14 protein-coding genes are annotated in these 13,437 nt (G+C 69.2%); all 14 read right to left on the bottom strand.

The window, feature by feature from the left end:
* Positions 1–32: 32 nt before the first annotated feature.
* Positions 33–1,160 carry a flagellar type III secretion system protein FlhB gene (locus CA237_RS03890; protein WP_126012997.1) on the bottom strand — a complete coding sequence of 376 codons (1,128 nt, stop codon included), beginning with the start codon at positions 1,158–1,160 and terminating at the stop codon, positions 33–35.
* The gene (gene fliR / locus CA237_RS03895; protein ID WP_066693777.1) at positions 1,157–1,939 is read right to left on the bottom strand and encodes a flagellar biosynthetic protein FliR; all 783 of its coding nucleotides are present in this window, start codon (positions 1,937–1,939) and stop codon (positions 1,157–1,159) included. The genes CA237_RS03890 and fliR overlap by 4 nt, the downstream gene beginning before the upstream one ends.
* 265 nt (positions 1,940–2,204) lie before the next feature.
* Positions 2,205–2,477, bottom strand: coding sequence for a flagellar biosynthesis protein FliQ (gene fliQ, locus CA237_RS03900; protein WP_055788675.1), 273 nt, complete (start codon positions 2,475–2,477; stop codon positions 2,205–2,207).
* 4 nt (positions 2,478–2,481) lie between these two features.
* Positions 2,482–3,333, bottom strand: a complete 852-nt coding sequence (gene fliP, locus CA237_RS03905; protein ID WP_084401817.1) for a flagellar type III secretion system pore protein FliP — start codon at positions 3,331–3,333, stop codon at positions 2,482–2,484.
* Positions 3,334–3,416: 83 nt separating this feature from the next.
* A complete protein-coding gene (locus CA237_RS03910) occupies positions 3,417–3,671 on the bottom strand; it encodes a flagellar biosynthetic protein FliO (protein WP_066693775.1) in 255 nt (84 codons plus the stop codon).
* Positions 3,671–3,967, bottom strand: coding sequence for a flagellar motor switch protein FliN (gene fliN, locus CA237_RS03915; RefSeq protein ID WP_055758402.1), 297 nt, complete (start codon positions 3,965–3,967; stop codon positions 3,671–3,673). The genes CA237_RS03910 and fliN overlap by 1 nt, the downstream gene beginning before the upstream one ends.
* Positions 3,964–4,917 (bottom strand): flagellar motor switch protein FliM, encoded by a 954-nt coding sequence (locus CA237_RS03920; RefSeq protein ID WP_126013000.1) that lies wholly within the window; start codon positions 4,915–4,917, stop codon positions 3,964–3,966. Before CA237_RS03920 ends, fliN begins: the two co-directional genes overlap by 4 nt.
* Positions 4,918–4,923: 6 nt before the next feature.
* Positions 4,924–5,607, bottom strand: a complete 684-nt coding sequence (locus CA237_RS03925) for a flagellar basal body-associated FliL family protein (protein WP_066693771.1) — start codon at positions 5,605–5,607, stop codon at positions 4,924–4,926.
* A gap of 11 nt (positions 5,608–5,618) precedes the next feature.
* Positions 5,619–8,198, bottom strand: a complete 2,580-nt coding sequence (locus CA237_RS03930; protein WP_164523827.1) for a flagellar hook-length control protein FliK — start codon at positions 8,196–8,198, stop codon at positions 5,619–5,621.
* A 31-nt stretch (positions 8,199–8,229) separates the two neighbouring features.
* Complete coding sequence (locus CA237_RS03935) at positions 8,230–8,658, bottom strand: hypothetical protein (protein ID WP_232308057.1); 429 nt, start codon at positions 8,656–8,658, stop codon at positions 8,230–8,232.
* Positions 8,651–9,979, bottom strand: a complete 1,329-nt coding sequence (locus tag CA237_RS03940) for a FliI/YscN family ATPase (protein ID WP_066693764.1) — start codon at positions 9,977–9,979, stop codon at positions 8,651–8,653. The genes CA237_RS03935 and CA237_RS03940 overlap by 8 nt, the downstream gene beginning before the upstream one ends.
* Positions 9,979–10,740, bottom strand: coding sequence for a FliH/SctL family protein (locus CA237_RS03945; RefSeq protein ID WP_066693762.1), 762 nt, complete (start codon positions 10,738–10,740; stop codon positions 9,979–9,981). Before CA237_RS03945 ends, CA237_RS03940 begins: the two co-directional genes overlap by 1 nt.
* Positions 10,733–11,740, bottom strand: a complete 1,008-nt coding sequence (gene fliG, locus CA237_RS03950) for a flagellar motor switch protein FliG (protein WP_066693760.1) — start codon at positions 11,738–11,740, stop codon at positions 10,733–10,735. Before fliG ends, CA237_RS03945 begins: the two co-directional genes overlap by 8 nt.
* Positions 11,737–13,437: a flagellar basal-body MS-ring/collar protein FliF gene (gene fliF / locus CA237_RS03955; protein WP_066693758.1), complete on the bottom strand. Its 1,701-nt coding sequence runs from the start codon at positions 13,435–13,437 to the stop codon at positions 11,737–11,739. The genes fliG and fliF overlap by 4 nt, the downstream gene beginning before the upstream one ends.

Raw genomic sequence — 13,437 nt, forward strand, 5'->3', positions numbered from 1 at the left:
TCCCCCATCGAACGGCACCGTGGCCTGAATCTTTAGGGGTTTTTTACCGCAAGATTGCCGTTCTCGTCATAGCGCGCCTCGGGCGGCACGGTCACCGGCGGCTGGATGCCGCCCGCCTGCCGGTTGACCCCCATGACGAAGGCGAGGACGGTGGCGATCGCAAGGTACAGGTCGTCGCGGATCTCCTGCCCCTGGCGGCTGGTGTAATAGACGGCGCGGGCGAGCTGCGGATATTCAAGCATCGGCACCTTGGCCTCCGCCGCCAGCTCGCGAATGGCGAGGGCGGTCGCCCCGCGTCCCTTGGCCACCACCACCGGCACCTGGTCGCGGCCATGGTCGTAGCGCAGCGCGACCGCGAAGTGCGTCGGGTTGGTCAGAACGACCTGCGCCTCGCCCACCGCCTGCCGGAAGCCGCCCTTCAGGATCTCGTGGCGGCGTTGGCGGATCTGCGCCTTCACATGCGGATCGCCATCGCTTTCCTTATGCTCGTCGCGCACTTCCTGCTTGGTCATCTGCAGGCGCTGCATCCGCTGGAAGATCGCCAGCGGCACGTCGAGGCCCGCGATCAGCACCAGTCCGCCCGCCATCACGAACAGCAGCGTCAGGAACGTGCCGCCGAGATCGCCGACCGCCTGGTCGACATTCGACGACACGAGGCCCACCGAGCTGACGGCCGCTTTCTTCAGCATGACATAGCCGATGGCGCCGAGCAGGACGACCTTCAGCAGCGACTTGCCGAGTTCGATCCAGCCCTGTGTGCCGAAGATGCGCTTCATCCCCGATGCCGGGTTGATCCGCGATCCCTTGGGCGCCAGCGCGCCGCCGTTGAAGCGGATGCCGGTCAGCCCCGCCTGCGCAAGGATGCTGGCCGAGACGGCGAGCGCGAGGATACCGCCCAGCGACGGCAGCAATTTCCACCCCGCCTCGACCAGCGGGCGCCAGGGCTGGAAATCCTCCACATCGGCGCGGCCGAAACTGAAACTGGCGGTCATGATCGCCTTGCAGGCGCCCACCAGCGAGGGGCCGAGCAGCGCGAGCCATGCACAGCCGGCCAGGATGACGAGCGCCGCGCCCAGTTCCTTGGACTTGAGGATGTCGCCGTCTTCGCGCGCCTTGTCGAGGCGCTTCTGGGTTGGGCTTTCGGTTTTGTCCTCGCTCACCGCACGCCTCCCAGCACCAGCGTATTGGCGGCGTCCAGCGCCTCCTGCACGATGACCAGCATATAGTCGGTCATCGCCGGCAAGGCGACGAACAAGGCGACGACCCCGACGAACAGGCTGGCGGGCAGGCCGACCGCGAACAGGTTGAGCGCGGGCGCCGAGCGCGACAGCATCCCCATGACGAGGTTGAGGCACAGCAGCAGGAAGCCAACGGGCAGGGCGAGGAGCAACCCCGACAGGAACGCATAGCCGCCGAAGATCGCGATATTCTCCAGCTTGGCGGGCGACAGCCACGCGGCACCCGGCGGCAACAGCTCATAGGAGCGCACGATCAGGTCGATCAGCAGCAGATGCCCGTCGAGCGAAAGGAACAGCAGCGTCAGCAGTACCGACAAAAAGGTGCCGAGCGCCGGGCTTTGCGCGCCGTTCTGCGGATCGACCATCGCCGCGAACCCGATGCCCATCGAGATGCCGATGATCTCGGCGGCGATGACGGGTGCGGCGAACGCGATCTGGAGGACGAGGCCGATGGCGAGGCCGACCAGCCCCTCGGCGGCGATGCTGAGGAAGGTGGTCAGCGAAAAGACTTCGGTCGGGATGGCGAAGGGCTGCGCCTTCAGCACCAGCACCGCGATCGCCCCCGACAGCAGCACCCGCACCTGCACCGGCATCGCCACCGCGCCGAACAGCGGCGCGACGATGAACGCCGCCCCGATGCGGACCATGGTGAACAGCAGCGCCCACAGCTGTGGCTCGACGGCGAGGCCGAAGCCTAGCATGGAGAGGATGCCCCCGACGCCATCCAAGCGCGCACCCGTGTCGCCGCGTAGGCGGGGGTACGCCAACGGTAGGTATCGCCCTTGAAGCGCACCCCGGCCTCCGCCGGGGTACGGCTATTTGAGGGCAGGCGAGCCGCCTCACCAAACCCGTCATTCCGGCGACGGCCAGAATCCATTGTGTCCCGCGCCGTCGAGTGACCGCAAACGTCCCTGCATCCATGGATTCCGGCCTCCGCCGGAATGACGGAAGGAGAGCGCGCAAACGTCACCGAACCAGATCCGGAATCCGCTCGAAGATGCTCGTCGTGAAATCGCTGAGCAGCCCGAGGATCATCCCCCCGAACACTGCCAGGCTGATGCCGACCACCGCCAGCTTCGGCACGAACGAAAGCGTCTGTTCGTTGATCGACGTCGCCGCCTGGATCATGCCGAGGATCAGACCCGACAACAGCGCCGGAATCAGGATGGGTGCCGCGACCAGCGCCAGCACCCACATCGCCTCGCGCGCGACGGTCATGAAATAGCCTGCGTCGACCATGGCGTTACGTCCCGAAAGAGGCGGCAAGGCTGCCCATCGTCAGCGCCCAGCCATCGACCAGCACGAACAGCAGCAGTTTGAACGGCAGCGAGATGATCGTCGGCGACAGCATCATCATGCCGAGCGACATGAGCACCGTCGCGACCACCAGATCGATGACGATGAACGGCAGGAAGATCAGGAAGGCGATCTGGAACGCGGTCTTGAGTTCCGATGTGACGAAGGCGGGCAGCAGGATGGTGAACGGCGTGTCGGCCGGCGTCGCGATCGGGCCGATCTTGGCCATCTGCGCGAACATCGTCACGTCCTTGGTCCGGGTCTGCTTCAGCATGAACGAATGGAGCGGCAGGCTGGCCGCCTCGATCATCTGCGTCGATGTGATCTGCCCGGCGGCATAGGGCTTGATCGCCGTCTCGTTGATGCGGCCGATCACCGGCGACATGACGAACAGCGACAGGAACAGCGACAGGCCGATCAGCACCTGGTTGGGCGGCGTCTGTTGCAGGCCCAGCGCCTGGCGCAGCACCGCCAGCACGATGATGATCCGGGTGAAGCTGGTCATCATCAGCAATATGCCGGGCAGGACCGACAACAGCCCCATGATGATGAGGATCTGCAGCGACAGCGCCATCGGCGCGTCGTTCGCCCCGCCCAGTTGCCCCAGCGCCCGGTCGAGCGCATCGGCCGCCCCCGGCGTCGGCGCAGGCGCGGCGGGCGCTCCCTGCGCCATTGCCGGCATGGCGAGGAACAGCATCAGCAAGATGCCCACCACCGCCAGCGCGACTTCGAACCGCCAGTGCGGCAGCGTGCGCGCCGGGCGACGGACCTTCACCGTGTGTGCCGGCACGGTCGCCATCGTCCGCCGGCGCGCGGCGGCGATCGGCGACGGGCGATACCGCATCCGCGCCAGGACCGGCGCGATCTTCCCCCCCGCGAAATTCACTTGTCGCCCCGGTCCAGCAGCGTGACCCCGTTACGGCCGACCGATACCAGCAGCAGCCGGTCGTCGAATTCCAGCACGGCCAGCTTGGTACCGGTCGACACCATCATCGTCTCGCGTACCTTGACCAGCCGTTCGCCCTGATTGCCCGGCATCCGGGCTTCCAGCCGACGCCACAGATACAGACAGCCGATCATCAGCCCGCAGACCAGCGGCAGCAGGATGACCAGCTTCAGGATGTACGACCACATCATCAGCGGCTGACCCGCTTGTCCGGGCTGACCAGTTCGGTCATGCGCACGCCGAAGCGGTCGCCGACGGTCACCACCTCGCCGCGCCCGATCAGCGTGCCGTTGACGAACACGTCGAGCAGTTCGTTGGCGGCGCGGTCCAGCTCGATCACGCTCGATTCGCTCAGCGCCAGCAGTTCGCGCAAGGTGAGCTGCGTCGACCCGATCTCGACGGTCAGGCGGACGTCGACATCCTGCAACAGCTTGAAATTGGCGGCGAGCGACGCTTCGGCGGGGAAGCCGCCGGTCATCTCGTTCATTGGAATTCCTCTTCGAAACCGGGGTCGATGGTGTTGAGCTTGATCGCGGCCTGTCCGTTGGCGGTGCCGACCGTGCCGGTGCCCAGCCGCCGGTTGGATACCCATACCGGCACCTGCGGGCCGAAGCTGATCGGGATGGTGTCGCCTTCCTTCAGCTCCAGCAGCATGGCGAGCGACACGACCGGTTCGGCCAGCACCGATCGCACCGGCAGCTTCACCGACATGACCGCACGGGTCAGGCCCGACAGCCATTTGGGATCGGGCGCGCTCTTGCCATGGACCTTGGTCGACAGCTGCGGCGCATGGGGCTTCAGCGCGGCGACGGGATAGAGGATATCGATGAAGGTCGGCTCCGCATCGCCCGCCGCGATGCCGAACCGGGTCGCGATCACCGCGTCCTCGCCATCGATCGCGCCCATCATCGCCGCGTTCGATTCGGGGTTGCCCGGTTCGAAGCTGATGCCCGCCAGCGGTCCCCACGCCTCGCTCAGCGGCTGGGCGATCGCGCCTGCCAGCCGGCGCAGCATCGCCTCGGCCGCCGGGGAAAACTCGATCGGCAGCGGGGAGGGGGCCTCGCCGAACCCGCCGAAGAAGATATCGAGCACTTCGAGCAGGAACGCGCCGTCCAACACGATGATCGCCGGGCTTCCCCCGGTCGACAGCGTAAGCGGCACCCAGCCGGTCAGCCGGTCCTTGCGCCGCGCGGCGATATAGCCCGCGAATCGATCCACCTCGACCGGCTCGGCCCAGCTGCGCACGCCCCGGCGCAGCAGCGGTTCGAACACCTGCCGCATCGACCGCGCCATCCGCGCCGACAGATGCTCCAGCGCGTGGAGATCGCCGAACGGATTGAGGTTCGCCGCGCCGAGCGTCGGGACGTGCGACGCCGCCGGACTCCGGCGGCTCCGTTCGCGGCGCTCGGGCGCGGAGGTGGATGGCGCGTTAACCATGCGCGTTTACTGAACGACAAATTGGGTAAAATAAACGTTACCGATGCCGCCAAAGCCCTCTTTCTGCTCAAGTGTGTCGTTGATGGCCTTTTTGATCCGCAGCGACAGCTGTTTCTTGCCCTCGGCAGTGAACACCTGATCCTCGGTCGTCTCGCCGAGCGCCAGCAGGATCGCCGAGCGAATCGCGATCTCGTGGGTCTTCAGATTGTCGAGGACCTTGTGATCGTAGGAGGTCGAGATGGCGACGCCGACCTGGATGAAATGCGTGCTGTCCGCCAGGTTGGAGGTGAACTCCTTTTCCATCGCGTAATAGCTCGATGCATAGCGGTCACCGCCTTCCATCTCCGGCGTCGGGCGGCCGCCTTCGCCGTTATTGGCCGCGGCCTCGCCGCCGCCTTCACCGCCCTCGCCGCCGCCATGGCCGCCGCCTTCGCCGCCACCCTCGCCGCCGCCGGCGCTCGCCTTCACTTCCTCGGACTTGGGGACCAGCTTGGGCAGGTCCTTCTTGACCTCCTCATGCTCGCCTTCCTTGCCATGCCCGCCGCCGATCAGGCCAGACGAACTGGCATACAGCCCGGCGCCGACGCCGCCGCCCAGCAGGACGATGACGCCCACCGCCATGACGATGATCTTGCCGAGCTTGCCCTTCTTCTTGGCCGGTTTTTCCTCCGGCGCGTCCTTGTCGCTCATGTCATGCTTCCTCAGGCGATACGATCATCGGATCGGGTGGTTTGCGTGTTTGCTTGTGTGGTGGCGGGGCGTGGCGCGCGGGGGGCGGGATTGCCCTGGTCCTGCGCCTGGCGCTGCGATTGCTGCGATCCGACATCGACCTGCATGCCGCCCAGCTTCAGCCCGCGCGCCTCGGCCATCTGGACCAGGCGCGGCTGCGCTTCGGCCAGCAGGCGTCCGGCATCGGCATTGTCGCTGGCGAAGTGGACATGCAGCTTGCCGTCATCACCCATCCGCACCGCCACCTCGACATCGCCCAGAGCGTCCGGCGACAGGCGGATGCGCGTTTCGCCGCTATTGCTGGCGCTCGATTCGCGCAGCGTCTGGATGCGGTCGATCATCCCCTCGACCCATTGCGGCTGGCAGGTGTCGAGCGTCGGCTGGGCGGCGTGCGACGTGGGCGCGACCGGACGCAGCACGGCGGCGTCGGCGGCTTGCGGCGCGCCGGTCGTCGGAACCGACAGGTCGTCGTCGCGCCGCGGGCGCGGGGCGAGCGTGTCGGCATCGACCGGTGCCACGTCGATCGCTGCCACGGCATCCGGCACCGGAGCGGGGGCGAGGCGGGTGATTGGCGTCGTCGCGGGTGCGGCGGCCGGCGCATCGACGGCATGGCGGACGGTCGTACCGTCGACCTTCGCCTCGACCACCGGAGCGGTATCGCTCGGCTGGGTCCGCGCGACGCGCATGACCGGGGGCGTTGCCGGCGCGACGGTCGGCGCATCGATCGCAGCGTGGACGGTCGTGCCATCGACCGTCACCCCAACCACCGGCGCGGTATCGCTCGGCTGGGCGGGCGCGAGGCGGGTGACCGGCGCGCTGTTCGGGACCGGCTGCGCTGCGGGCGCGGCGACCAGCGTGACCGAGGCGGCGGCTTCGCCGTTGATCGGCGCGCGATCGGCCTGCACGGCTTCGCGCGACGTAACCGGCGTGGCGTCCGGCAGCGATGCCGTTGCCGGCATAGCGGACCTGATCGGCTGCGATTCGGCACGTGCGACCGGCGGCACGGACGCGGGCGTCGTTTCCGCCAACGGGCGGAGGGTTGGGGCAGTGCGTCGGGCTTCAACGGCAATATCGGCGACAACGGCGTCAGTGACCACCGGACGAAGCTCCGGGGCATCCGGCAACGGAACCGATGCCACGATCGCCTCGCCCGCCGCAGTGCCCGCCGGTCGCACGGCTATCGCGATCGGATCAGCGACGAGGGACGGCGTCGGCCGTGGTTGGATCACGTCGCCCGGAACGGCTTGCGGAATGGCGACGGCCTCGCTCGGCAGCACGACCGGGCGAGCCGGGATCGATGCCGAACGCGCAGCCTCGGGCGGGCGACTGCCGTCGGTCGCGACCAACGGACGCGTGCGCGGTGCGGCGAGGTCGGCCGGCGGCTGGCGCAACGGCATCGACTCGACCGCGACCGCGACCATGTCCGCCGCGTCGGAAACGGGGGAGGCAACCGCTTGGGCGTCGGCAGAGGGCGCAGGCGACACGGCAGGCGCCGATGTTGCGGACACGACCGGCGACGCGACCGGTCGGGTATCGACGGCATCGCGCGATGCGACGGATTGCAGGGGCATCTGCGCTGCCGACACGCCCGGCCGCGCAGGCGGTGCGGCATCGCCGGCAACCGGCTTCGCCGCCATCGGTGCGGCGTCGTCGGTTGCTTGCGGCACGACGACATGGACCGGCACGACTCGGTCGGTGTCGAGCGGCGTCACAACGCCCACGGTCGGATCGGCGGTGCCGGTCGGTGGGGCAGGCACCTGCGCCATAGCGGGAGCCGCAGCGGCACCCCGTTTCGCCATCCGCATCGGTGGAGTCGCGGCAGCGGGTTCCGCCGCGACGACCTGCCCCTGTTCGATGACCACCGCCGCCGTTGCGTCCTGCCGCGCCGGCACTGGCCGTTCGGCGATCGGCGGGGCGGGCGGCAGGAGGATTGCCTCCCCCGGCTCGGGCGTCGGCTGGGGCGCGGGCAGAGCCACTTCGCCCTGTGCCGCCGGCTGGTCCGGTTCGTCCGCCTCGTCCTCGCCGGGAAGCGGCACTGCGTCGTGCGGCGGGGTTTCAGACCGCTTCACACGCGGCTGGGGTGCGGCGAAGCGGGTCGGCACCGGCATCGGCAGGGTACGCAGCGCGACATCCTCGGTACGCGGCGGGGCTTCGACCGTCTCTTCCTCAGGCAACACGCTCGCCAGCACGCCGATCGCTGCCGTCGCCGCCAGCACCGGCGCGACCGCCGGCTTGGCGACGGGCGCGTCCGCCTCGACCGGGAGCATCAGCACCGCCTCGGTCGCCGAGGCCGGCAGGGGCGGCGTGACCGCGGGTGCCGCGACGACGGGCATCTCGACCAAGGCGACCGGGGCGGCAATCGCCACCGGCAATCCGTTGCCGCCCAGGGCAGCCGCCTGCCGCTCGACCGGGCCGGTCGCAACTGCCGCATCCCCCGCCGGCACCATGTCCGCGATCAACGCGGCGAAGTCGCCCGCCGGCGATCCGACAAGCGGCATCACCTGCATCGCAAGCGGGGAGGTGGTGCTGGAAAGGGCCGAGAGAAGCTGCATAGGTCGATCCGTCAAGCGTTCGACCGGTCGATCAGCAAGGATCGTGCCGATTGGGCCGACGGACCGGCGGCGCGTTTTCCAGCGCGCGCAATTCCCGCAGCGCGCGGGCGGCATGGGCGCGCTCCAGCAGCTTTTCGACCGCGCTCTGGTCGCGCTTGGCGGCCATCGTCGCCGACCGGGCGCGGGTCAGGCCGTCATCGGCCTGCGCCACGCGATGCTCGACCACCCGCGCGGTCGCATGCAGCTTTTCGCGATAATGGGCGGCGGCGCCCAGCGTCTGTGCGCTGGCGCTCGGCGTCGGCACCGGCGACACCGCCTGCGCCAGATTGAGGATACGGTCGCGCAGCGCGATCTCTTCCGCCACGCGGGCGGCGGCGCGCGCCTCCTCGGCTTGCGTCAGGTTCAGCTGCATGGTGCGCACGCGCAGCACGCGGGCGAGGCGCTTGGCCTTTTCAGCCACCGAACACACCCACCAGCTCGGCGACGGCATCGTCCAGCGACACGACCTCGTCCGAATCCTGCTTCACATATTCCATGACCGCCGGATGCGCCGCCAGCGCCCCGTCGATCGCCGGATCGGTGCCGGGGCGATAGGCGCCCATCAGCACCAGATCGCGATTTTCCTCATACGTCGCCAGATGCCGGCGCAGCACCCGCGCGGCGGCCAGATGCGGCTTGTCGGCAATGTCGGTCATCACCCGGCTGACCGAGGGTCCCAGGTCGATCGCCGGATAGACGCCGCGCTCGGCCAGCTGACGGCTCAGCACGATATGCCCATCGAGGATCGAGCGCGCCGAATCGACCACCGGATCGCTGTTATCGTCGCCATCGGCCAGCACGGTATAGATCGCCGTGATCGACCCGCCGGTGCGCACGCAGGTGCCCGCCCGCTCGATCAGCCCCGGCAGCATCGCGATGGCCGAGGGCGGATAGCCGCGTGCCGACGCCGGCTCGCCCAGCGCCAGCCCGATCTCACGGCCGGCATGGGCGACGCGGGTCAGCGAATCGATGATGAGCAGGACCTTCTTGCCCTGTTCGCGAAACGCCTCGGCAATCGCGGTCGCGCGCAGCGCCCCGCGGATGCGCAGCACGGGCGAATGATTGGCCGGCACCGCGACCACGACCGACCGCGCCCGCGCATCGCCCTTCAGCTTGGTTTCGAGGAAGTCGGACACCTCGCGGCTGCGCTCGCCGATCAGCCCGACGACGATCACGTCGGCCTTGGCGGCGCGGACCATCATGCCCAGCAGCACCGACTTGCCGACGCCGGAGCCAGCCATGATGCCGACGCGCTGGCCCTGACCGATGGTCAGCAGCCCGTTGATCGCGCGCACGCCGACATCCATCGGCTCCAGCACGCGGCCCCGGTCCAGCGGCGACTGGATACGCCCCGCGAGCGGCCAGCGGCCCGCACCCCGGATCGGCCCCTTGCCGTCGATCGGCTTGCCCGCGCCATCGACCACCCGGCCGAGCATCGCGTCGCCGACCTCGGCCTCGCCCGGCTTGTCGCCCGGCCGCACCAGCGCACCGGGCAGCAGCGGTGCCGGGCCGCCCAGGTTCATCATCAGCGTCCGGCCGTTGCGGAAACCGATTGCCTCCGCCTCGACCATGCCGCCATCGCCGGTGCCGACCTGGCACACGGTCCCGACCGGTAGCGACAGCCCGACCGCTTCCATCAACAGCCCGTCATAGCTGGCGAGCTTGCCCGCCACCCGCGCGCGCGGACGGAAGTCGGTCGGGGCCAGCGCGCCCAGATAGTTTTCGGCGAAACGGTTCAGCATCAGCGGGGCACCGGTACGGTTTCGATTTCCGCGCCAAGCTGTTCCAGCCACAGCGACGGGCCATCCTCGACCACGGTCGAGGCGGATTCGAGGATGAAGCCGCCGCGCTCGACATGGGCGTCGGCGACCGGGAACACCGCCTTGGGCAGCTTGCCCTCGACCAGCGGCACATCCGCTTCGTGCATGCGCAGGATCGCGGATTCGGCGCCATCGGCCAGCAGGTCGGCGGCGGCGTCGATCCGTTCGATCAGGTGGTTGGCCGATACGCCGACCTCGCCCACGATCTGCCGCACCAGCGTCAGCACCGTCTCGCGCAGCCGCGCGGCCATCGCCTCGCGGTCGATATGGGTCGCGGCGCCCAGCGCTTCGGCCAGCTTCGCCAGCAGCGCATGGTCGCGCGCCGTGTCGGACTGGCTGGCAGCGGCCGCCGCGGCCAGCCCCTCGGCATAGCCCGCCGCATGCGCCTCTGCGACCGGATCGAGCGCGTGGACGCTGTCGTCCACCACCGCGCTGAACGGGTCCCATCCCTCGGTCGGGTTGGCATCGGGATCGGCCGGGCGGAAATGCTTCGGGCCGACCGGCTGCTGGGCAGCGGCGGTCGCGCCGGAATCGGCCGGACGAACCGGCACGACGCCGGTCGCCGCGAACGGATCGGGCGTACCGAAGGCGCGGGCCAGGATGTCCGCCGCCGCGACATGGCGGCTGGCGAAGCCGGCGACGAAGCCGTTGGCGGGGGCGGGGGAGGCGGCGCTCTCAAACATAATCGTCGTCGCCGCCGCCCATCATGATCGTCCCGTCCTTGGCCAGGTTGCGCGCGACGGTGATGACGCCTTTCTGCGCATCGAGCACCTCGGCCAGCTTCATCGGGCCGCGTGCCTCCATCTCGTCGCGAATGCCGTCGGCGGCGCGCGCCGACATGCAGCCGAGGAAGCGGTTGCGCGCATTCTCGTCCACGCCCTTGAGCGCCCGGACCAGCAGGTCGCTGTCGACGTTGCGGATCAGTACGCCCAGATTCTTGTCGTCCATCTCCAGCAGATTGTCGAAGACGAACAGCTGGTCCTCGATCTGGCGGGCGATGTCGCGGTCGATCTTGGCCAGCTTGGGCATGACCCGCGTCTCGGTCGCCTTGCGGCCCGACGACAGGATTTTCGCGGCATCCTTCGCCCCGCCCAGCTGCACGCCGGTGCCGCTGGTGCGACCGGTCGAGCGGCGCGCGACCATCGACTTCAGCGTATCGATCGCCTCGGGCGTGATCGGGCCCAGCTTGGCGATACGGTGCAGAATCTGCGGCTGCGACGCTTCGGGCAGTCCTTCGAGCACCTGCGCCGCGACGCTCGGGTCGAGGTTGGCGAGCAGGACGGCAGCGATCTGCGGATGCTCGTCCTTGATCAGGCTGACGATCTCGGCCGCATCCATCCAGTCGAGCAGCTCGATCTGGCACGCGGTCTCGACCGGCGTGATCTTGGCCAGCACGCTCTCCGCCTTGTCCTGGCCCAGCGCCTTGTTCATCACCGTTTCGATGTGCGGGCGCGGATCGAAGCCGACCGTGGTGCGCTCGCGCGCCTTCTCGACGAAATCGTCGAGCACCACCGACACCTCGTCCTCGCTGACATCGGCGACGCTGAACATCGCCTTGCCCAGCTGCTGCACCTCTTCGGGTTCCAGCTTCTGCAGGATGGCGGCGGCTTCCTCCTCGCCGACCAGCATCATCAGGACGGCGGCGCGCTCGACGCCGCTCTGGATACGGACGGGGGCGTTCACTGCTTGGTATCCGACTGGATCATGTCACGAATGGCGAGCGCGGCGCGCGTCGGATTGTCGCGCGTGAAGCCACGGACGAGGCCGACCCGGTCGTCGTAATTCTGCGCGGTTTCCAGCATCTCCATGCTGACCGGCGCTGGTCCGGCGGGGGCGTTGAGCGCGGCCTGCGCGGCAGCTTCGGCGGCGGCGACGCGGGCGGTCTCGGCGGCGGCATCGGCCTTGCGCCGCTCGTTGATCGCCTTGACCATCGGGCGGACGCCCATGAAAAGCACCAGCAGCGCGATGATGAGCGCGGTGCCGTTGCGCGCCGCCATCGGCACCCAGTCGGCATCGTACCACGGGCGGGCGACGTCGCCGGCGACCGCCTCGGGCGAGAACTTGCGGCTGATGACCGTCACCGTGTCCTGGCGCTGCTGGTTATAGCCGACCGCCGCCTTCACGAGGTCGTTGATCTGCTGGATTTCGGCCGGGGTACGCGGCTTGGCGCCTTCGGGTTCGCGCAGCAGCACGGCGACCGACAGGCGACGGATCGATCCCGGCGCGGCGCGGGTCACCGACACTTCCTTGCCCAGGTCATAGGCGCGGCTGAAATTCTCGGTGGTCTTGACCGGCGGGGTGGCGCCGGGCGCGGTGCCGGGCTGCACCGTCGCACCCGCCGGACCCGGGGTCGCGGTCGCCAGCGTGGAGGCGGCGGGCGGGGTGTTGCTCAGCGCGCCGGGCACGCCGCCGGGGGCGGTTTCGCCGGGCGTGTTGCCGGCCCAGTTGCCCTGTTCGGCGCGGACGACGCCCTGCTTGTCATAGCTTTCGCGCGTCGCCTGGCTCTGGTCCAGATCGACATCGGCCTGGATCTCGGCCGAGAAATTGCCGGCGCCCAGCAGCGGGGTCAGCAGCGTGTTGAGCTGCGCGCGATACTTGTCCTCGATACGGCGCTGATAATCGATCCGCTCGTCCGACAGGGTCGATCCTTCCGACCCGTCGGTCGGCTTGCTCAGCAGCGCGCCCATCTGGTCGATGATCGTCACCTGATCGGCCTTCATCCCCGGCATCGAGGAGGCGACGAGGTTGACGATCGAACGGACCTGCGCCTGGGTCAGGCTGCGGCCGGGTTCGAGGCGGACGATGACCGAGGCGGAGGGCTGCGCATTGTCGCGCACGAACACCGAGCTTTCGGGCATCGCCAGGTGGACGCGCGCATCCGCCACCGATTCGATCTCGCCGATCGACTTGGCCAGTTCGGTCTCGCGCGCCTGGCGCAGCCGCTCGCCCTCGACGGCGCGCGACACGCCCATCGGCAGCTGGTCGAGGATCGCATAGCCGCCCGGCGCCGCCTTGGGCAGGCCCTGTCCGGCCAGCAAAATCCGCGCGCGGTGATAATCGTCCTCGGCGACGGTGATGCCGCCCGAATCGTCCACGCTGCTGCTGATCTTCGCCGCGCCCAGCGCGTCGACGACCGCCTGCTTGTCGCTGTCGGGCAGCGACGGGAACAACGTGCGCTGCGGCGGAGTGGCGAGCGCCATCCACGCCAGCGCCGCCGACAGCACCAGCCCGACGACGAAGATCATCGGCAGGCTGCGCTTGACGGCGGGTTGCTTCATCAGCCCGCCGATCTGGGTCAGCGGGTTAGCGAATTTGGCGGGCGCTGCGGGGGCGGGGGCGGGAACGCCGCCTGCACCGGTGGTGGCGAGAGCGTTTTCCAT

The sequence above is a fragment of the Sphingomonas sp. ABOLH genome, assembly GCF_003951715.1.
Taxonomy (GTDB): domain Bacteria; phylum Pseudomonadota; class Alphaproteobacteria; order Sphingomonadales; family Sphingomonadaceae; genus Sphingomonas; species Sphingomonas hankookensis_A.